14 protein-coding genes are annotated in these 20,473 nt (G+C 63.8%); 5 read left to right on the forward strand and 9 right to left on the reverse strand.

Annotated elements, in window-relative coordinates:
- Positions 1–8 precede the first annotated feature (8 nt).
- Positions 9–1,715, reverse strand: a complete 1,707-nt coding sequence (locus KJQ96_RS14040) for an IlvD/Edd family dehydratase (RefSeq protein ID WP_213287181.1) — start codon at positions 1,713–1,715, stop codon at positions 9–11.
- Positions 1,716–2,013: 298 nt separating this feature from the next.
- Between KJQ96_RS14040 and KJQ96_RS14045 the strand changes: the two genes are divergently transcribed.
- Complete coding sequence (locus KJQ96_RS14045; protein WP_213287182.1) at positions 2,014–2,706, forward strand: GntR family transcriptional regulator; 693 nt, start codon at positions 2,014–2,016, stop codon at positions 2,704–2,706.
- On the opposite strand, the gene KJQ96_RS14050 is transcribed toward KJQ96_RS14045, so the two are convergent.
- The gene (locus KJQ96_RS14050; protein WP_213287183.1) at positions 2,703–3,527 is read right to left on the reverse strand and encodes an NAD(P)-dependent oxidoreductase; all 825 of its coding nucleotides are present in this window, start codon (positions 3,525–3,527) and stop codon (positions 2,703–2,705) included. The two genes, KJQ96_RS14045 and KJQ96_RS14050, sit on opposite strands and share 4 nt — an antisense overlap.
- Before the next feature lie 93 nt (positions 3,528–3,620).
- Between KJQ96_RS14050 and KJQ96_RS14055 the strand changes: the two genes are divergently transcribed.
- On the forward strand, positions 3,621–4,589 hold the full coding sequence (locus KJQ96_RS14055; RefSeq protein ID WP_213287184.1) for an SMP-30/gluconolactonase/LRE family protein: 969 nt from the start codon (positions 3,621–3,623) through the stop codon (positions 4,587–4,589).
- 2 nt (positions 4,590–4,591) lie between these two features.
- On the opposite strand, the gene bla is transcribed toward KJQ96_RS14055, so the two are convergent.
- From bla to KJQ96_RS14070, 3 genes are all read right to left on the reverse strand, one after another.
- Entirely contained in the window at positions 4,592–5,482 is an 891-nt protein-coding gene (gene bla / locus KJQ96_RS14060; RefSeq protein WP_213287185.1) for a subclass B3 metallo-beta-lactamase, read from the reverse strand.
- Positions 5,483–5,629: 147 nt separating this feature from the next.
- Positions 5,630–7,060 (reverse strand): aldehyde dehydrogenase family protein, encoded by a 1,431-nt coding sequence (locus KJQ96_RS14065; protein WP_213287186.1) that lies wholly within the window; start codon positions 7,058–7,060, stop codon positions 5,630–5,632.
- Positions 7,061–7,360: 300 nt separating this feature from the next.
- Positions 7,361–9,727 (reverse strand): transketolase, encoded by a 2,367-nt coding sequence (locus tag KJQ96_RS14070; RefSeq protein ID WP_213287187.1) that lies wholly within the window; start codon positions 9,725–9,727, stop codon positions 7,361–7,363.
- A gap of 137 nt (positions 9,728–9,864) precedes the next feature.
- On the opposite strand from KJQ96_RS14070, the gene KJQ96_RS14075 reads away from it, so the two are divergent.
- Positions 9,865–10,326, forward strand: a complete 462-nt coding sequence (locus KJQ96_RS14075; RefSeq protein ID WP_213287188.1) for an Lrp/AsnC family transcriptional regulator — start codon at positions 9,865–9,867, stop codon at positions 10,324–10,326.
- 702 nt (positions 10,327–11,028) lie between these two features.
- Complete coding sequence (locus tag KJQ96_RS14080; protein ID WP_213287189.1) at positions 11,029–11,922, forward strand: LysR family transcriptional regulator; 894 nt, start codon at positions 11,029–11,031, stop codon at positions 11,920–11,922.
- Positions 11,923–11,934: 12 nt separating this feature from the next.
- On the opposite strand, the gene KJQ96_RS14085 is transcribed toward KJQ96_RS14080, so the two are convergent.
- Positions 11,935–13,374 carry an FAD-binding protein gene (locus KJQ96_RS14085; RefSeq protein ID WP_213287190.1) on the reverse strand — a complete coding sequence of 480 codons (1,440 nt, stop codon included), beginning with the start codon at positions 13,372–13,374 and terminating at the stop codon, positions 11,935–11,937.
- A gap of 426 nt (positions 13,375–13,800) precedes the next feature.
- Between KJQ96_RS14085 and KJQ96_RS14090 the strand changes: the two genes are divergently transcribed.
- Positions 13,801–14,946: a DJ-1/PfpI family protein gene (locus KJQ96_RS14090; RefSeq protein ID WP_213287362.1), complete on the forward strand. Its 1,146-nt coding sequence runs from the start codon at positions 13,801–13,803 to the stop codon at positions 14,944–14,946.
- 129 nt (positions 14,947–15,075) lie between these two features.
- Here the strand turns inward: KJQ96_RS14090 and KJQ96_RS14095 are convergent, their stop codons facing one another.
- The 3 genes from KJQ96_RS14095 to KJQ96_RS14105 form a co-directional block, all read right to left on the reverse strand.
- Positions 15,076–16,158, reverse strand: coding sequence for a zinc-binding dehydrogenase (locus KJQ96_RS14095; protein ID WP_213287191.1), 1,083 nt, complete (start codon positions 16,156–16,158; stop codon positions 15,076–15,078).
- 165 nt (positions 16,159–16,323) lie between these two features.
- Positions 16,324–19,212: an autotransporter domain-containing protein gene (locus KJQ96_RS14100; protein ID WP_213287192.1), complete on the reverse strand. Its 2,889-nt coding sequence runs from the start codon at positions 19,210–19,212 to the stop codon at positions 16,324–16,326.
- A gap of 244 nt (positions 19,213–19,456) precedes the next feature.
- Positions 19,457–20,398: a DMT family transporter gene (locus KJQ96_RS14105; protein WP_375293168.1), complete on the reverse strand. Its 942-nt coding sequence runs from the start codon at positions 20,396–20,398 to the stop codon at positions 19,457–19,459.
- Between the last annotated feature and the right edge of the window lie 75 nt (positions 20,399–20,473).

The following is a 20,473-nucleotide window of genomic DNA, read 5'->3' on the forward strand; positions in this document are numbered from 1 at the left end:
GTGGACAGCTACTCCCTGCCCTGCCCGCGCATGAAGTCGAAATCGCAGCCCTCGTCGGCCTGCAGGATCGTCTCGTTGAACAGATGCGCGTAGCCGCGCTTGGCCCAATCGGGCGTCACGGCCGGTGGCAGCGCCGCGCGACGCTTTTCCAGCTCCGCCTCGTCGACGAGCAGGTCGATGCTACGGTTGGCGACGTCGAGCCGGATCATGTCGCCATTCTTCACCAGCGCCAGCGGCCCGCCCACGGCCGCTTCCGGCGTGATGTGCAGCACGATGGTGCCGAACGCCGTTCCGCTCATCCGCGCGTCCGATATCCGCACCATGTCCTTGGCGCCGCCACGCGCAAGCTTCTTCGGGATCGGCAGATAGCCCGCTTCCGGCATGCCCGGCGCGCCTTTGGGTCCGGCGTTGCGCAGCACCAGCACGTCATCAGCGTTGACGTCGAGATCGGGGTCGTCGACCCGCAGCGTCATGTCCTCGACCGATTCGAATACCACGGCGCGCCCGGTGTGCTGCAGCAGTTTTGGGCTCGCCGCCGACTGCTTAATGACGGCGCCACGCGGCGCGAGGTTGCCATGCAATACCGCCATTGCGCCTTCGGCCTTGATTGGATTGTCGCGCGGACGGATCGCGTCCTGTCCTGGCACATCTTCCGCACGAGCAACGACCTCGCGCAGCCTCTGGCCCGTGATGGTCTTGGCGTCGAGATCAATGAGATCGCCCAGTTGCGCCATCAACTTCGGCACGCCGCCGGCATGATGGAAATGCTCCATGTAATGCTCGCCCGACGGTTTCAGATCGACGAGCACCGGCACCTCGCGGCCAAGCCTGTCGAATATCTCGAGGTCGATCTTGTGCGGCGAGCGATGGGCGATCGCGGTGAGATGGATCAGGCCATTGGTCGAGCCCCCGATCGCCTGCATCACGACCTGCGCGTTGCGGAACGATGCCGGCGTCAGAATCTCGCTCGGCCTCGGTCCCTTGGCTTTCGCCATCTCAGCCGCCACCCTGCCGCTGGCCTCGGCCGAGCGAAAACGTTCGGCATGCGGCGCCGGGATCGTCGCGCTCATCGGCAGCGACAGCCCGAGTGCCTCGGTGATGCACGCCATGGTGCTGGCGGTGCCCATCACCATGCAGGTGCCGACCGAAGGCGCCAGCCGGCCGTTAACGGCTTCGATCTCGTTGTCATCGATCTCGCCCGCGCGATATTTTGCCCAGAGCCGCCGGCAATCGGTACAGGCGCCGAGCACCTCGCCCCTGTGATGTCCGACCACCATCGGGCCCACCGGAATGACGACGGTCGGCAGATCGGCTGAGACTGCGGCCATGATCTGCGCCGGTAACGTCTTGTCGCATCCCCCGATCACGACCACGGCGTCCATCGGCTGCGCGCGGATCATCTCCTCGGTGTCCATCGCCATCAGATTGCGCAGGTACATCGAGGTCGGATAGGCAAAGCTCTCGGCGATCGAAATCGTCGGGAACACCATCGGCATCGCACCCGACAGCATCACGCCGCGCTTCACCGCTTCGATGATCTGCGGAACATTACCGTGACAGGGATTGTAGTCGCTGTAGGTATTGGTGATGCCGACGATCGGCCTGTTCAGCGCATCATCCGAGTAGCCCATGGCCTTGATGAAGGCCTTGCGCAGGAATAGCGAGAAGCCAGCATCGCCATAACTGGTCAGTCCCTTGCGAAGTCCGTCGGCCATTTTCTTCTTCCTGTCGTCGTGGATAGGCACTTAAGGAGCCCGGCGGATTATTGTCAATGTTTGATCATTTGGCGTCGTGAGCGGACAAACCGCCCATCAATGCGGCGTATTATTGACAATAATGTGCTTGCGTGCTGACTTTCCGTCCAAACTGGAAACGCGCTCATGAAGCAACCGTTGCGCATTGGCATCGTCGGTGCCGCATGGTGAGCCGCCATCATCTCATCGCCTGGGCGAGCATATCAGATCAAGCCCGCGTCGAGGATTGCTATCGGCCGTCGGGCCGGGAGGCCTTGCGATGAAGCCGCAGGAATTGTTGACCGAAACTTCCGCGCCGACGCGCGAGGAGGAACAGGCGGAAGTCATCCGCCGGCTGGAAGAGGACATCATCTTCGGCCGCTTCGCGCCGGGCTCGCGGCTGGTCGAGGACACGCTGATGCAGCGCTACGGAGCCAGCCGGCATTTCGTCCGCCAGGCGCTATTCCAACTCGAACGCCAAGGCATCGTGCTGCGCGAGAAAAACATCGGCGCCACCGTGCGGTTCTATTCGGCCGAGGAGGTGCGCCAGATCTACGAGGTCCGGGAAATGCTGACGCGGCAGGCGGCGCTGATGATTGCGCTGCCCGCCCCGGCCAGCCTGATCGAGCAGTTGAACGAGCTGCAGCGGCAATATTGCGCCAGGGCCGACGCGCAGGATTTGCGCGGCATTCACGAGGCCAACGACGCGTTTCACGTCGCGCTGTTTTCCGCCTGCGGCAATCCGTATCTGGTGCGCTCGCTGCAGGATTACATGAACCTGACGCTGCCGATGCGCGCCAAGAATCTCGCCGACAGGGAGGGACTGGCGCTGTCGCGTCGGCAGCATGAACTCATGATTGAACTCTTGAAGGGCCGCGATAGCTGGGCGCTAGCGCAGCTCTGCGTCGATCATATGCAGTTCAGCAAGTCGGATTATCTCGGGCGCATCGCCGAGGATGAAGGCAAGCGCTAGCGCTTGCTCCAGTCCACGATCCGGCTCTCGTCGCCGTCGAACTCCATGCTGCAGAACGTGCCGCCCTGGTAGTAATCGCCGACCGGATCCGGCTTCAGCTTCGCTTGCTCGGCCATCGCGTGCTCGCGGAAATCCTCGGCCCGGCCGGTCGGCCGATAGCCGAGCTCGTAGGCGCGATGGTTGTCCCACCAGGCGCGCTCGTTGTAGGAGGCGCCGTAGAAGATTTCGAAGTGAATGTCGGGATGATCGAGCCCGATGCGGCAGAGCTGCACGAGGTCCTCCGGCTTCAGCCAGATTGACAGGCGGCGGTGATCGAGCGGCATCTCGCCGAAATTGCCGATCCGGATACAGGTGACGCCAAGCCCGTGCTTGTCGGCATAGAGCGCGCCCACGGCCTCGCCGAACACCTTGCTGACGCCATAGCGGCTGTCAGGCCGTGCGGTGACGTCGGTGCCGATCCGGTGATGGCGCGGATAGAAACCGACCGCGTGGTTCGACGAGGCGAACACCACCCGCTTGACGCCTTTTTTCCGTGCCGCTTCGAACAGATTGTAGCCGCCGATAATGTTGGATTGCAGGATCGAATCCCAGGGACCTTCCACCGAGTAGCCGCCGAAATGCAGGATGCCGTCGATGCCTTCACAGATCGCCTCGACCTGCGCCATGTCGGCGAGATCGGCCGGCGTGAACTTCTCGTCCTTGCCGAGATCGGCCGGCGGCTTCAAGTCGCTCAGCAACAGGTCCGGATAGATCGGCGGCAACAGCTTGCGCAAGGATGTGCCGATCCCGCCGGCGGCGCCGGTCATCAATATGCGTGGCATTTGTTCCTCTTAGTCTCGCGATCGATTTGCGGTCATTAGCAGGTAATGATAGCTAACCCAAACGCTCTGGGAACGCATCAACGAGAACAGCAAATGTCCGATGCAGCATCGCATTCAGCAGGCTGGCGCCCGGCCACCTCTTATCCCGATCCGGCCATCCGCGCGCTCGATCCGCGGTTCGAAAAATACTGGCTCAAGCTGTCGGCCGTGGAGCGGCTGACCACAGGGTTGCGCTGGGCCGAAGGGCCGGTGTGGTTCGGAGACGGGCGGTATCTGCTGTGCAGCGACATTCCGAACCAGCGCATCATCAAGTGGGAGGAGGAGACCGGCGCGGTCAGCATCTTCCGCAAGCCGTCGAATTTCGCCAACGGCAATACCCGCGACCGGCAGGGACGCCTGGTCACCTGCGAGCACGGCGGGCGGCGGGTGACGCGCACTGAATATGACGGATCGATCACGGTGCTGATCGATTCCTTCGACGGCAAGCGGCTGAACTCTCCGAATGATGTCGTCGTGAAGTCCGACGGTTCGATCTGGTTCACCGATCCGGTGTTCGGCCTGCTCGGCAATTACGAGGGCTACAAGGCCGAGCCCGAGATCGACGCCAATGTCTATCGGCTTGACGCCGCGACCGGCAAGGCCACCATCGTCGCCGAGGGCGTGCTGGGACCGAATGGGCTCGCTTTCTCGCCGGATGAAAAAATCCTCTACATCATCGAGTCCCGCGGCGTACCCAACCGCAAGATCCTTGCTTATGACGTCTCGCCTTCCGGCGACAAGCTTTCCGATAAGCGCGTGTTTGTCGATGCCGGCTCAGGCACGCCGGACGGTTTTCGAATAGACATCGACGGCAATCTGTGGTGCGGCTGGGGCATGGGCGATCCCGAAGTCGACGGCGTGGTCGTATTCGCGCCCGACGGCGTCATGATCGGCCGCATTGCGCTACCCGAACGCTGCGCCAACCTTTGCTTCGGCGGCTTGAAGCGCAACCGCCTGTTCATGGCCGCGAGCCAGTCGATCTACGCGCTCTATGTCAACACGCAGGGCGCGCCGGGGGGATAGGTTTACCCCTTCTTCTCCTGCGCGGCGGCGGTCTGCTTGGCAAGCGCGTCTTCGAACGCCTTCTCCAGCGTCGCCGCATAGGCGTTGAACTCGCCGGGGCTGACGAACGGATTGGGTCCACCTTCGGCGAGCTTGGCGCGCTTTTCCGCCATCTTGTACATTTCCGGATGTGGCGCGAGCAGCACATCCGGCTTGATGTCCTTTGCCCGCGCGAACGTCTTCCGGTAATCGGTAACGATTCCGGAATAGGTCGGGTTGGTGACGAGGCGGTTCAGCGCCACCGTGCCGCTGCAGAAGATGAGGACCGAGCGCGTGGCATCGCCGTCCTTTACCGAGAATGCCCAGCTCGTGCAGCCCGGCGAATGGCCGGGCGTTTCGCGGGCGGTCAACGTGACGTCACCCACGGCGACCGTGTCGCCTTCGCGAACCGTGCGATCGACCTTCACGGGCGGGAACGCCAGTGCGGTATCGTCTTGCGCGCCCGGATAGTAGCCGCCTTCGAGCAGCGATTTGTCGGCTTCGCCGGCGACCATCTGGCCGCCGCTGGACTGCTTCATTTCGGCGAGGCCGCCGGTGTGATCGATGTGCGCGTGGGTATTGAGCAGGTATTTGACGTCGGTGATCTTGAATCCGAGTTTCTCGATGTTCGCTTTGATCTGCGCCGTTGATTCCGGCATTACCGTATCGACCAGGATATGACCTTGCGGCGATGTGATCAGATAGGACGCGAGGCCGTCGGTTCCGACATAATAGACGTTGCCGATCATCTTGAACGGCTCGGTCGGCGTGTTCCACTTTACCTTGAGGGCCGCGATCAGGTCCTTCGGCGTCTGCGCCTCCGCGGCGGCACTCAGCGGCATCAGCGCGACGAGTGCAACGGCAATTTTCTTCACGGGCATCCTCCACACTTTTCTTGTTGGATCGTCGCTGTATCGGCGCGCATTGACTTGGCTTCACCCTGACGACGATTCTGGCCAAAAAAATGCCGGCCGCGGTTCCGCAGCCGGCATCTTTCACGATCGGCGCCAGCGCCGCATTAATTACGCCGCGTTGTAGCCGGCGACCGCCTTCACCTCGAGATATTCTTCGAGGCCGTACTTGCCCCATTCGCGGCCGTTGCCGGACTGCTTGTAGCCGCCGAACGGCGCGGTGCGGTCGTTCGGCACGCCCTGCAGGTTGACGTTGCCGGCGCGGATCTGGCGAGCGACGCGACGCGCGCTTTCCACCGTATCGCCCGTGACATAACCGGCGAGACCATAGGGCGTGTCGTTGGCGATACGCACCGCATCGGCTTCATCCTTGGCGCCGATGATCGTCAGCACGGGTCCGAAGATTTCCTCGCGCGCGATCGTCATCTCGTTGGTGACGTCGGCGAAGATGGTCGGGCGGACATAGAAGCCCTTGTTGACGCCCTCGGGCAGCCCCGGACCGCCGGCCACCAGCGTTGCGCCTTCGTCGATGCCCTTCTTGATCAGCGCCTGGATCTTGTCCCACTGGCCGCGATTGACGACGGGGCCGATGGTGGTGCCTTCGGCGCGCGGATCGCCTGCCTTGGTCTTGTCGGCGACGCCCTTGGCGATGGCGGCGACTTCCTTCATCTTCGACAGCGGCACGATCATCCGCGATGGCGCGTTGCACGACTGTCCGGAGTTGTTGAACATGTGCATCACGCCGCCGGTGACGGCCTTGGTGAGGTCGGCGCCTTCGAGGATGACGTTCGGCGACTTGCCGCCGAGTTCCTGGCTGACGCGCTTCACGGTCGGCGCAGCACGCTTGGCGACGTCGACGCCGGCTCGGGTCGAGCCCGTGAATGAGATCATGTCGATGTCCGGATGCTCGGCCATCGCGGCGCCGACTTCGGGGCCGAGGCCGTTGAGCAGGTTGAACACGCCCTTCGGCACGCCCGCTTCATGCAGGATTTCGGCGAAGATCAAGGCCGAGGTCGGCGTGAATTCCGAAGGTTTCAGGATCATGGTGCAGCCGGCGGCGAGCGCGGGCGCGACCTTGCAGGCGATCTGGTTCAAGGGCCAGTTCCAGGGCGTGATCATGCCGACGACGCCGACCGGCTCACGCACGACGACGGCCGAACCGAGCGTCTCCTCGAAGTGATAGTTCTTCAGCACCTCGAGCGTGGAGGCGATGTGGCCGAGGCCGGCGCCGGCCTGCAGGCGTTCGGCCATCGGCAGCGGCGCGCCCATCTCGTCGGACACGGCGGCGCCGATCTCCTTCATGCGGCCCTTGTAAATCTCGATGATCTTTTCCAACAGCGCGATGCGCTCTTCGCGGCTGGTCTGCGAATAGGTCACGAAGGCGCGCTTGGCGGCGGCAACGGCCTTGTCGAGGTCGGCCTTGGAGCCGAGCGCAACTTCATACATCGCTTCTTCGGTCGCCGGATTGACGACGGGCGTGGACTTCTTGACGACAGGATCGACCCAGGCGCCATCGATGTAGAATTGCATGCGATTGACCATCGGAAACCTCTTTAATCTCGGAGCAATGGAGGGAGGAACGGAAGCGTTCGGCAGGCATCCTTGCACGAAAGCCAGGGCAGTTGAACCCGCCATATGCGGGATGCCGCGATGCGGCAGGCGCTGGATATAAGGACAGCGGTGTGAGGGTGGCAAGGTGCGCCCCTCACCGTCGTCCCTGCGAACGCAGGGACCCATACGCCGCGGCCTCTCTTTGGGTGCGCTGGCAGACGCCTTCCTAGACAACTACTCCCTGTAATTATGGGTCCCTGCGTTCGCAGGGACGACGGTTATAAACGACGGCTAAACCGCCATTTTCCGATGCCGCACCGGTGCTCCTACGGTGAGGCTTTCGGCGGCGTCGATGATGGCGTTGGCGTCGATGCCGTAGTGGCGGTAGAGGTCGCCGATCGTGCCGGTCTGGCCGAACTGCTCGACGCCGAGCGCTTCAGCGCGATGGCCGCGGACGCTGCCGAGCCAGCCGAGCGCCGCCGGATGGCCGTCGATCACGGTGACGAGGCCGCAATCGCGCGACAGCGGCGCCAGCAGCTTTTCGATATGGCTGAGATGCTGGATGCCACGGCGGTCACGGCGCAAGTTCCGCGCGGCGGACCAACCCGCATGCAGCCGGTCCGCGGAGGTTATCGCCAGTAAACCGACATCGCGGTGGCTTTCGCCGATCAAGCCCACCGCCTCGATCGCCTCGGGCGCGACCGCGCCGGTATAGGCGATCACGATATCGCAATTGGCGCCTGGCTCACGCAGCCAGTAAGCGCCCGCAGTGATATCGCTCTGCAGGGCCGGCGTCATGATGCGCTGCGGCTGGTCGATCGTGCGGGTCGACAGCCGCAGATAGACCGAACCGCCCTCACCGTCTTCGCGCTGCATGTGGCGAAAGCCCCAGCCCATGATCACGGCAAGTTCATCGACGAACGCCGGCTCGAACGAAGCCAGCCCGTCCTGCGCCATGCCGATCAAGGGCGTGGCGATCGACTGATGCGCGCCGCCTTCCGGCGCCAGCGTGATGCCGGATGGCGTCGCCACCACCATGAAGCGCGCGTCCTGGTAACAGGCGTAGTTCAGCGCATCGAGGCCGCGCTCGATGAAGGGATCGTACAACGTGCCGACCGGCAGCAGCCGCTCGCCGTTGATCTGATGCGACAGGCCGAGCGCCGACAGCATGATGAACAGGTTCATCTCGGCGATGCCGAGCTCGAGGTGCTGCCCCTTCGGCGAGAACTCCCAGGTGTAGGCGGACGGAATCTTCTCCTGCCGGAACAGGTCGTGGTTTTCGGCTTTGGCGAACAGCCCGCGGCGGTTGACCCAGGCGCCGAGATTGGTCGAGACGGTGACATCAGGCGATGCAGTTACGATGCGCGCGGCCAGTTCGGTATCGCCGCGCGCGAGCTCATTGAGCACCAGCCCAAAACCCTGCTGCGTCGACATCTGCGCCGCCGGCTTGAAGGTAAGCCGCTCGGGCACTTCGATCACTGGCGCGGTCAGCCGGCGGCGGCCTTCCTGGTTGAAGGGCGCTGCCGCCAAAAATGCTTCGAGTTCGGCCGGCGGCTGCGACAGGCCTTCGAACTTGTCCCATTCATGGCCCGGGCGGATGTTCTGCGCGGCGCGCCACTTCTCCATCTGCGCCACCGTCATCAGGCCGGCGTGGTTGTCCTTGTGGCCCTGCATCGGCAGGCCGACGCCCTTGATGGTGTAGGCGATGAAGCAGACGGGCCGATCGTGATCGATCGATTCAAACGCCTCGATCATGCTGGCCATGTCGTGTCCGCCGAGATTGGACATCAGCGCCAGCAATTCGTCGTCGCTGCGGCGGTCGATCAGTTGCGAGACCTGCCCCTGATCGCCGATGTCGTCCTGCAAGTGCTTGCGGAACGCCGCGCCGCCCTGGAAGCATAGCGCGGCGTACATCTGGTTCGGGCAATTATCGATCCAGCGCCGCAAGGCCTCGCCGCCGGGCTCGGCGAACGCCGCCTGCATCAGGCGGCCGTATTTCACGATCACGACCTCCCAGCCGAAATTGCGAAACATCGTCTCAAACTTCGCCCACAGCCCTTCGCGGACGACCGCATCGAGGCTCTGGCGGTTGTAATCGACCACCCACCAGGTGTTGCGCAGCGCATGCTTCCAGCCCTCGAGCAGTGCCTCGAAAATATTGCCCTCGTCCATCTCGGCGTCGCCGACGAGCGCAATCATTCGCCCTTCGGGGCGCTCCTTCATCCAGCCGTGGGCAGCGACGTAATCCTGCACCAGCGAGGAGAACAGGGTTTGCGCGACGCCGAGGCCGACCGAGCCGGTGGAGAAATCGACGTCATCGGCATCCTTGGTGCGCGACGGATAGGATTGCGCGCCCTTGAAGCCGCGGAAATTTTCCAGCTTGTCGCGGGTCTGGTGGCCGAACAGATACTGGATGGCGTGAAACACCGGGCTCGCATGCGGCTTCACCGCGACGCGGTCCTGCGGCCGTAGCACGGAGAAATACAGCGCCGACATGATGTTGGCGAGCGAGGCGGATGACGCCTGATGGCCACCGACCTTCAAGCCATCGACGTTAGGCCTGACGTGATTGGCGTGATGGATGGTCCATGACGACAACCACAACACCTTGCGCGCCAGCGCGGTCAGCATTTCCAGGCGTGCGGGCTCGATCGGCATGGCCATGCTCCGGAGGCATTCAGTATGCGCCGATTTTAGCGGGCGGTGGGCTACCAAACTTCTCAATTTCCTGCGACATACCGCCCGATATTGGGATAGCTTCCCACAATCCGCCTCCAAACCCTGAGTTCATCCCAATGCCCTCCCTCGACGCCATCGACCGCAAGATTCTTGCCCTGCTGCAGTCCGACAGCCGCGTGACCATGCAGGAGCTCGCCGACAAGGTCGGCCTGTCCGTGTCGCCCTGCCACCGCCGCGTCAAGCTTCTGGAAGAGCGCGGCGTCATCACCCGCTACATCGCGACCGTCGACCAGAAATCGTTGGGCTTGCATGTCAGCGTCTTCATCTCGATCAAGCTGGCGCGGCAGAAGGAGGAAGACCTCAACCGCTTTGCCAAAGCGATCTCGAAATGGGACGAGGTGCTGGAGTGCTATCTGATGACCGGCAATCGCGATTACCTCCTGCGCGTCGTGGCGGCCGACCTCTCCTCCTATGAAGCGTTCCTGAAGACCAAGCTGACGCGGCTCGACGGCATCGCATCCATCGAGTCGAGTTTTGCGCTGAGCCAGGTGAAATATTCGATCGCGCTGCCGGTGTAGCACAGCTCTCATCCCGTTATTGCGAGCGCAGATCCGTAGGATGGGTGGAGCGAAGCGATACCCATCAATGCAGGGCGCAGAAGGTGATGGGTTTCGCTTCGCTCCACCCATCCTACGATCGACACACATTCACGATCTCGCGGCGCTGATCGCCCGAGGTTTGCATCTTGTTTTGCCCCTCTGAAGATAGAGGGCGCAGGGAAGACCGGGTGCTGGCTGCACCCGCGGTCTCGTGTGCAATTGCGCAAAGCAAAAGCGCACACGAGCATACAGGTACAGCGGGAGCATCCCGGCCTTCCCTGCGCAATAGCTTTACGGCTTACTTCGTGCTCTTCCCGGAGAACGGCTCTTTTGGCTCCGTCGCCGACGGGACACTTCCCGCCGACTTAACGCCAGCACCGCGGCGCCCGAACCACACGACTTCGCCGTACGCTTCCTGCGCGCAACGTCTATCGCGCTTTCCGCGTCCATCGCATCTCACCGCACGTTCGTGACGTTCGCGAGCGCCCCTCGATCGGGTGAGACGGGCGGAAATATGCGGCTGATTTGCTTCTCGCGTGAAGCGAAATATTTTTGAATCCCGGGCTTGACACGATTTCCGAAAATCAGAAGTGATTTGCCTGTCGCCCCTGCCGACCTTGCATTCGCTGGATGTTCGATCCACCTTCCCAAGGGGCGGTATATCAGACGCGGCATATCGAATTGGAACGGTTGGACGATCTCGAAGCCTTCCTGGCGGTCATCGAGAAGGGCAGCCAGGCGGCGGCCTCTCGTCATCTTCGGCGCCCGTTGCAATCCCTCAACCGGTCGCTGATGGCGCTGGAACGTGCGCTTGGCGTCGAGCTCGTGAAACGCACCACGCGGCGGTCGGAGCCAACCGAGGCGGGGCGGGTATTTTACGAACGTATCAAGCCGGCGGTTGCAGAAATCATCGAGGCGCGGGCCGAAGCAGCCAACCTGCGCGGCGAAATTCTGGGCCTGTTGAAAATCGGAGCGCCCATTCTGTTTGCGTCGTCCTATGTGGCGCCGATCGTCAGCCGTTTTCTACAACTCTATCCCAACGTGGACGTCGAGCTTCGCGCCTCCGACGAGCAGGTCGATCTCGTTGCTGATGGCCTCGATATTGCCGTGCGGATCGGCGACTCCGCCGATGAATCCCTGATCGCCCGCCGATTGCATACGCTGCGCGTGGTCGTCGTCGGCGCGCCGTCTTATTTCGCCGAACATGGCCGGCCGCAGCACCCCGTCGATCTCGAGCAGCACGCCTGCATCTTGCGGGCCGGCGCCGAGGTGATCGACAAATGGCCGTTTCGAATCGACGGCCGGCTGCAGTCGATCAGGGTGCACGGCCGCCTTCGTTCGAACAGCGCCGCTTCGATCCGCGCTGCCGCGCGCGAAGGCACCGGCCTTGCCCGGCTGCCGCTGTGGCAGATCAGCGATCTCGTCGCGCAGGGCGCGCTCACGATCGTTCTGCCTGAATTCGAAACCGAGGGAATGCAGATCCAGTTGGTCTGGCCGCCGACACGGGCGCCGCTGGAGCGCGTCCGGCGTTTCTCGGATTTTCTGGCGAGCAGCCTGAAGACCGATCTGCTTTAGTTCAGCAGCACGTCAGAATACATTATATCCGGGCGCCAGCAGATGTTGTGGATCGTAGCGCCGCTTGGCTTCGCGAAACTGCGGCCAGCTTGATCCGAAGTGAACCTCCCAATCGCCAGGCGACATGGCGAAGGCACCGACCGGATACTGAACGCCGCCGGCTTCGCGAATGCGATCGTAGAGCGTACGATTTTCCGCAACCATCCGCTCCGCCACCGCCGCATCGCTCGATGCGGGGATGCGAATGAGATTGAAGACGAAGACCATGTCTTCCTTCGGCAGGCGAACCAGCGGCGTATGAAATGCCCGCGTGAGCAAAGGGTAGAGAGTTATCCGCCCGAACGGACCAACAGCATCGCCCTTCAGGCCAGCCAGAATATCGCCAGCGGCCCGTTCGGCGTTGCTGCCGCGCAGGAACGTCAAAAGCCAAGGCTGCGGATTGGACCACTGGCCTTTGGCGCGCAGCAGATTTTCGAATCTTCCAAACGCCAGGGCGTCCTCGCGATAGCTCAGGTCGGCGATGACGGCGGCGCCGCGCTCATCCGTCAATCCGGAAAGTACCGCCTTGTCATCGGGAGCCGACCCGCTGCTATAGGGTATCGCGCCGTCGAGCTGGTACTGCCAACCGCCGCTGCCATCGGGAAGAATGGCCCCCTGCAACTGGTCGAAGCGCCCTTCCGTCAGCACGCGCCGCTGGTCCGCCGTCAGCGATGACAAATCGCGGTAGAAGAGCTGAAAGCGCCTGATGCGCTCGGGAGCGCGCGCCAGGAGCAGCGTTGCCCGGGTGACGATGCCGCATTGGCCGAGGCCGGCGCGGACGCTGTCGAAGAGATCCGTGTTGGAGTCCGCCGAGCAACTCAGTTCATTGCCGTCGCCTGTTACCACGTCCAGCGCGATGACGTTGTCGGTTTGCACACCATGCCGGGATGACGTCGCTCCGATGCCGCCCACCGCGATCGTTCCCCCGACCGATAGGCCGAGATAGTTGGTCAGCACTGGCGGCGTGAGTCCCTGCGCCAGGGTCGCGTCGAGCAGATCTTTCCACGTCGCTCCGGCGTCGACCACGACGCGATCGTGCTGGATCTCGCGAATTGCGTTCATTGCGCTCATATCGACGACGACGCCGTCCTCGGACAGCGAGCGGCCAAAGATCGAGTGGCCCTGCCCGCGCGCCGCCACCTTGACGCCGTGGCCTTTCGCGCAACGCATCAGGCCCGCAATGTCGGCGCTCGCTGCGGGCCTGAGCACGCCGCGCGGTTGCTTGTGAATGAGGCGGCCAAAATCATGGGCTGCGGCGGCGCGAACCTCCGGCTCAAGGCGGACATTAGCAGGCAGATGCGGGTCGTCTGCCGACACCGTCTGTGCCGATGCTGCCAAGGCGCTGGCGTGCGAAGCGAGCGCGGCGGTGACGCCGAGGCCCGCGCCCAAGAACATACGTCTGTCCGACGGCATGAAGTCCTCCTTGTCCAGAGGCCGCGACGTTCACCCGCAAAGCTGCGGCGTCGCACGGCATGAGACAATGGCCGCCGGGCCGGATGGATATTCCCGCAAACCGGGATGATCCCGGCAGCGATCTCTCAGCTTGCGTTCCCCGGACGCTGCGCAGCGCGTCCGGGATCGCGCTTCGCGCGACTCCGGCGGTGCGCTGCAGAGCCGGGGTCCATCTCACGGGCACAATGGGTCCCGGCTCTGCGGTGCAGCGTACCGGACGATGCTTCGCATCGCCGGGACGCGCTGCTCCGCGTCCGGGACACGAAATTGTCGGTTCGCATCTCTCCGCGCATGGCGGTTTTCGCCGGATTTACGTCATTTCAGGCAGATCACTACGGCTGTAGACTGCGGTTGGTCGATATGGGTGAGGCGCGTGCCGGCAAACCGATGAATTCGCGACGTGTATTGTGGAGCGCGCTCGGCGCAGTCGCGCTTGTTGCCGGGGTCGGCGGAGCCTGGATTTTCTCATTGCCACCGGCGTCCTCGGCCGCGGCCCCGCCGGCGATTACGCAAGACGAGCGCGATGCGACGGTCGCGGCGCTGAAGCCGCCGAAGCGGCAGCGCCCGCTGATCGCGATCATCGGGATCAACGACGCCACCGAGACCATTCTTATGCCCTATGGCATCCTCAAGCGCGCCGACGTCGCCGATGTCGTCGCGCTGGCGACGAAACCGGGTCCGGTGACGCTCTATCCGACGCTCAAGGTCGAACCGCACGCGACAACAGCGGAGTTCGATGCGCAGCATCCCGACGGCGCCGACTATGTCATCGTCCCCGCCATGAGCCGCGACGACGATCCGGCGGCGCTGCAATGGATCAGGAGTCAAGCGGCCAAGAAGGCGATCATCATCGGCGTTTGCGTCGGCGCCAAAGTGGTCGGCGATGCCGGGCTGCTGCATGGCAAGCGTGCGACCACCCACTGGTATTCCATCAAGGAATTGCGCGGCAAGCATCCCACCATGCGCTATGTCGAGGACCGCCGGCTGGTGGTCGATGACGGCGTAGCGACGACGACCGGCATCACGGCGTCGATGCCGATGTCGCTCACGCTGATCGAGGCGATTGCCGGCCCCGACAAGGCGCGCGCCGTCGGCCGGGATATCGGACTGGCCGATTGGGACGCGCGCCATGAGAGCGACGCATTCAAGTTCACGCGCCCGTTTGCGTTGACGGCCATCCGCAACACGGTCGCGTTCTGGGCGCACGAGCAACTCGGCATCGAACTCAAGGGAGGCGTCGACGAAGTGTCGCTGGCGCTCGTCACCGATGCATGGTCGCGGACCTATCGCTCACAGGCGGTGACGTTCGCCAGCTCTGCCGGCGCGCAGCACAGTCGCGGCGGCTTGCGGATACTTCCCGACCAGGTCGCGGCGAACTGGCCCGCGGCGCGATTACTGCCGTCTGTCGCAGATCGCAAGCCAGCCGAAGCGCTGGACGATGCGTTACAGGGAATTGCGGCGCGCTACGGGACGCAGACGACCGACTTCGTCGCGATGCAGCTTGAATATCCGAGGCATCGGGCAGCGCCGTAGGGTGGCCAAAGCCACCGGGTCGCGCGAATGCGCGCCCGATGACAGGCTCCGCGTGCCCACCATCAAAATGAAAACGCGGATGCATGGTGGGCACGGCGCAAACGCGCCTTTACCCACCTACGGTAACGATCACCGCCACGGCTCGACGATGATCTTGGTGTGCACTTCCGGGTTGGCGAGATCGGCAAAGGCCTTGGCGATGCCGTCGATGCCGACGGTGGCGGTCACCATCGAGGCGGCGTCCACCTGCCCTTCCGCGATCAGACGGAGCGAATAGGCGAATTCCTCGGGCGTGTAGCCGAGTACGTACTGAACGTTGAGCTCCTTTAGGATGCCGAGCATCGGCTCGGAGCGGTCGGTCTCCATGCAGACGCCGACCACGACGATGCGGGCATCGCGCGGCGCGCCCTCGAACACCTGCTGGATCAGGCCGGGCACGCCGACGCATTCGAAGATCAGCGCGGGTTTCAGCGCCGGCAACAGCGCCTGCAGCGGCGGGCGCGCAGCCTTTTCCTCCGGCGACATCTGGGCGTGCTCGGCCCAGGTCGCGTAGGGCTGCGAGCGTGCGGGATCGACGACGACGTCGGCGCCGAGCTTTTCGGCAAGCGCGCGGCGTGCCGGCGAGTAATCTGCGGCCACGATCGAGTGCAATCCCCTGATCTTCAGCGCTGCGATGACGGCGAGCCCAACCGGGCCGCAGCCGATCACCAAGGGTACCTCGCCTCCCCTGATGTCGGCTTTTGCCACGGCATGAACGCCGACCGCGAGCGGTTCGGTGAGCGCGGCGTGCTCGGCGGCGAGGCCGTTCGGAACTTCGAGCAGCAGGGCTTCGCTGAGCAGCAGGCGCTCGGCATAGGCGCCGACATTGTCGTTGGAATAGCCGATGCCCTTCGGGCCTTCCGGGGTCAGCAGCGCTGGCAGCGAGCAAACCCTGGTGCCCGCCTTGAACTTGCCCGTGGTGCCAGGACCGTAGTCCAGCACCTCGCAGCAGAATTCATGGCCGAACACGACGTCGCGCGAAAGATCCATCGGCTTGCGGCCCGGAAAATGCTTGGCGAGCTCCACCATGTGGTGCGCGTGCTTGCGCGCATGCAGGTCGGAGCCGCAGATGCCGCAGGCCAGCGACTTCACCAGCACCTGCCCGGCATCGGGTTTCGGCTCCGGCATCTCGTCGACGACAATTTCCCCGTTGCGGAAAATGGCTGCGCGCACGAAAGATCCTCCCGGTGATTTTTACTTACCTTAGCGCATCATCGGTTCTGATTGCATCAGAACCGATGTGCCGGATTTTTGCTTGACGCGTTTTCTTCTCGCGAACCGGCGGCCACCCCGCATCAAGTGCGGAACAGGCTTTCGCCTGAAAACGCTATGATGGGATCACCACGAATAGCGCATAACGCCCTTGCCGGCGTAGGAACTGGTGACGTCGGACAACTGGCCTTCGAAGATCGCGGCAGCCGACCAGCCGTTCAGCCATTTCATCTCGGCCGCGCCCGTGACGAGCGCGGAATCATGCGCCTGCGCCGGCCCGTTGACGACGAAGGCCGCGCCCGGCAGTGTCTGGAAAAGCGCCGTGACGTTGCGATCGGTATTGAAATCGTGCGCCCAGGCGGCGCGGCCGCGCAAGGTGAGGACACCATTTTGCACGGCAAAGGACTTCTCGGTGCGAACGCCGAGTTCGCTGCGCGAGGCCGTGACGTCCTTGGCCGCATAGTTCAACGCAAAGGCGCCGGTGCCCGCCAGCACCTGCTCGGCATAGGCCGGCAGGCTGTAGGTGGTGAACTGGCCGGCGGCATAGGGCGTGATGCCCATCCACGGCGTCGTATAGCGGTAACCGCCCTCGATGCGGCCGGAATAAGCGCTGGCGTTGAACTCGGCGCGCAGGCGCTCGAAGCCGGCCACCGTGACGGTGCGCTCCGTGGTTACATCCTGCCAGCCATAGGCGGCAGCAGCGGTGACGTAAGCCTGACCCATATTGTGCCGCACGAAGGCGCCGGCCTGGAACAGGTCCGAGCGCCCCGAGCCGAAACCCGAGACGCTGAAATTGGTGCCGCCGGCGAGCGCAAAGCCTGCCAGCGTATCGCGCGAGAGGCGATAATCGGCACCGACAGCAAAGCCAAAAACACGCGCGGTCGCGTCGTTCGAGCCGAGCGCGGCATTACCTGACGTGTTGCTGCCGCCGCCGAAGACGGAGCCCCAGACGCTCCAGCGCTGATCGAACAGATCGTTGCGCGCGATGTCCGCCTTGGTCGGGAATTTGGCAAAGGCGTCGCGCGCGGCGCGGGGCTTCTTCGCGGCATAGCCGAGCGCGCTCTCCTCGGCGAACGGGATTGCACCGGTGTTGCCACCGAGCCCGCCGTTGCGGCCCGCCACGAACGGATCCGAGATCAGCGACAGGAACAGGTTCATGGCATCGAAGGTCGCCTGCTGCGATCCGGTCGCCAGTTCACCGGAGACCTGCGTCAGGCCGGCCGGCGAGAGCGAGGCGAAACCGGCCGGGATGCCGCCGGTGGTATGGAAGAAATTGGTCAGCGCGTTGGCGACGTTCTGCTGGTTGACGTTGAGGCCGCCGCCGTAGTTCAGCGCGAAATTCAGATAGACGTTGTTGGCGTCATAGCTGAGGCTCGGATTCAGGTTCGGCGAAACGCCTGACACAACCGGATTGAACGTGTCGGCTACGCCGCCGGTCGCGGTCAGGATCGTGTATTGCTTCGTCACCGTGCCGCTCGGAACGACCACGACGGTCGCACCACCAAGCGTCGCCACGCCGGTGACCCTGGTCAGGTCGCTGCTCGCGCCCGAGATTTCGACCATGTAGCTCGACGCCGCTGAGAATGTCAGGCTGCCGGCCACATTGAGAGTGCCGATCGAGTTGCCCGGCGCCAGCGCGCCGCCATTGACGACGACATTGTCGATGGTGCCGGTGCCGCCGAGCGTGCCGCCGGCATTCACGGTCACAAGGCCATTGATGACGCCGTTGACCGAGAGCGTACCGCCGAGCACGTTCCAGTTCTGCGCGCCGGTTCCGGTGACGGTCCAGTTCGAGCTATCGACCTTGTTGAAGATCGAGAAGCCGTCATATTGCTGGCCCGCGCCGATCAGGCTGAGGTTGAAAGTATCCTTACCGGTACCGCCAAGCTGCAACATATCTGTTCCGTTGCCGATCACGAGGCCGTTGATAACGCTGCCGGGCCCGAGCGTCAGGGTGCTGTTGCCGCAGCCGCAGAGTTCGATCGCCGCGAATCCAGCCGCGGCATTGATCGTGCCAGAGTTGAAAACCGTGCCGGTGCCCTGGAGCAAAATACCCGTCGCGTCCGCGCCGACGTTGATCGTTCCGGTGTTGATGACGGAGTTGCTGCCGCCGAAACTGCTGACGTCGATTCCTACGGCGGCGAAGCCATTTCCGACGGTGATGGTGCCGCTGTTGGTGATGGTGTTGGAATCGCCGAGCACGACGATGCCGACCGTATCGTCGACGATGCCGACTGTATCGTCGCCAAGAAGGATACGGCCGCTGTTGCTGATCGTGGCGGACGAGCCGTTATAGGCGACGCCAGCGCTGTCGGTACTGCCATTGATGGTGCCGAAATGGGTGATCAGTGCGCGGTCGCCCTGCGCCAGGATCCCGACGGTGCCGTTGGCAACGTTGATCACGCCGCTGCTCGTGATCAGGGCATCGTCGCCGAACACATCGATTCCGGTGCTGAGGGGACCCGCGTTGATCGTGCCGGCATTGTTGACGATGGCGCGATTGCCCTGCATCGAGATGCCGGAGGCTTGGCCGAATATGGTAATGGTTGCGCCGGCGATGTTGCTGACGGTGTTGTCGTCGTTGATCGCCAGGATGCCGTCCGCCGGCCCGGGCGCGGTGATCGTGATTTGGCCTGCGTTCGTCACCGTGCTGTTGCCGGCGACGAAGATTCCCTGACTTAGGTCGGCCATGGTAATGACGCCGGAGGCGGCGTTGACAATCGTGTTGTTCACGCCGGCGAAGATGCCGGTGCTCAATGTCCCGCCGGTGATCGTTCCGCTATTGGTAATGGTATTGAAGTCATTGACGCCGATGGCCGAGCCACCGCCGCCGTGGCTGACGGTCGCCCCCTCCAGCACGTTGACCGTGAGATTGTCGACGCCGCCGCCAGCCTGAAAGCCAGCCGGAGTGTTACCGCTGCAGGTGACGGTCTGACCGCTCGTCGCCGGATCGGGCGCACACGCCGCGTTGGCGGGCGCCGCCGACAGGCACGCACCGAAGAGAAACGCCGACATCGCGACTGCCCACGCAGCCGCATCCCGGCGGCGTCGGCCGTGCGCCGACGATGGCAACTGAAAAAGCAACGCCCGAACCCCATTATCAGGCGCTCTACTGGCGCCATCGGAACCCAGTAGCACGGGTTCCGCCGTAGAATTACGGATGCGGGGTTGAATCGGCCAGATTTGCGCCACAACCGAGCGTTTTGCGGCGTCGCTGTGGCACCCGTGCCACGTTTTGGACGCCCTGCGAAAGGCAGGATCAGGCGTTGGGCGACGACTCGCCCGAGACCGTCAGGAGCTGCGACCGGCGGACCCGTTCGCGATGGGCGGTGTAGAGGCCGCTAGCGACGATGAAGGCGGCGCCGGTGATCGTGTAGGCATCCGGGACTTCGCCGAAGATCAGGAAGCCGAGCACGCTGACCCACAGCAATTGCGTGTAGGAAAACGGCGCCAGCACGGAGGCGTCGGCATAGCGGAACGCCAGCACCACGATCCACTGCCCCGCGGTCGATGCGACGCCGATCAGGATGCCGAAGGCGATATCGTGCCAGGTCGGCGTCACCCAGACGAACGGGACCAGCGCGGAGAGAATGAGCAGGCCCGCGATTGACGAATAGGTCATTGTGGTGATGGCGCGCTCAGTGCCGCTCATCATTCGCGTCATGATCAGCGTGCAGGCCCAGGCCAGCGCCGAAACCAGCGGAAAGAACGCCGCGGGGTGAAACGCGCCGGTGCCGGGACGCAGAATGATCAGCACGCCGACGAGGCCAACGCCGGTCGCGATCCAGCGGCGCAGGCCGACCTTCTCGCCGAGGAAGATGATCGACAGCGCGGTGACGAACAGCGGCGCAACGAAGCCGGTGGCGGAGGCCTCCGCAATGGGAAGAAACCGCAGGCCGGAGATGAAGAACAGCGACGAGCCCAACAGCGCCGCGCCGCGCAACAGATGCAGGCCGCGGCGTTTGGTCTGCAGCGCATAGAGCGGGGAACCCGGCAGCATTGCCGGCGTCATGATCATCGCGAACACCAGGAAACGGATCCAGGCGATCTCGATCGAAGGCAGGGTCGCGGACAGATATTTCGCCGTCACGTCGGAGGCGCCGAGAAAGATTGTCGAGGCCAGCACCAGCGCGATGCCCTTGAACGGCCGATCGGCGCGCGCGGGCGCCTTGCGGACGGTGGCGGTTTCCTTCGATGGCAAAGGTAATGGAACGCTGTCCAGCCTGGCGGCTGCGGCGGGGGGCGGTGTCACGGCAATCTCGAAGGCAGCAATTTT

This window comes from Bradyrhizobium sp. sGM-13, assembly GCF_018398875.1.
Taxonomy (GTDB): Bacteria; Pseudomonadota; Alphaproteobacteria; order Rhizobiales; family Xanthobacteraceae; genus Bradyrhizobium.

Excerpts from the sequence above, each read along its gene's own strand:
- KJQ96_RS14040 (WP_213287181.1), bottom strand. The coding sequence starts at position 1,715 with ATGGCCGACGGACTTCGCAAGGGACTGACCAGTTATGGCGATGCTGGC.
- KJQ96_RS14045 (WP_213287182.1), top strand. The coding sequence starts at position 2,014 with ATGAAGCCGCAGGAATTGTTGACCGAAACTTCCGCGCCGACGCGCGAG.
- KJQ96_RS14050 (WP_213287183.1), bottom strand. The coding sequence starts at position 3,527 with ATGCCACGCATATTGATGACCGGCGCCGCCGGCGGGATCGGCACATCC.
- KJQ96_RS14055 (WP_213287184.1), top strand. The coding sequence starts at position 3,621 with ATGTCCGATGCAGCATCGCATTCAGCAGGCTGGCGCCCGGCCACCTCT.
- KJQ96_RS14065 (WP_213287186.1), bottom strand. The coding sequence starts at position 7,060 with ATGGTCAATCGCATGCAATTCTACATCGATGGCGCCTGGGTCGATCCT.
- KJQ96_RS14070 (WP_213287187.1), bottom strand. The coding sequence starts at position 9,727 with ATGCCGATCGAGCCCGCACGCCTGGAAATGCTGACCGCGCTGGCGCGC.
- KJQ96_RS14075 (WP_213287188.1), top strand. The coding sequence starts at position 9,865 with ATGCCCTCCCTCGACGCCATCGACCGCAAGATTCTTGCCCTGCTGCAG.
- KJQ96_RS14085 (WP_213287190.1), bottom strand. The coding sequence starts at position 13,374 with ATGCCGTCGGACAGACGTATGTTCTTGGGCGCGGGCCTCGGCGTCACC.
- KJQ96_RS14090 (WP_213287362.1), top strand. The coding sequence starts at position 13,801 with ATGAATTCGCGACGTGTATTGTGGAGCGCGCTCGGCGCAGTCGCGCTT.
- KJQ96_RS14100 (WP_213287192.1), bottom strand. The coding sequence starts at position 19,212 with ATGTCGGCGTTTCTCTTCGGTGCGTGCCTGTCGGCGGCGCCCGCCAAC.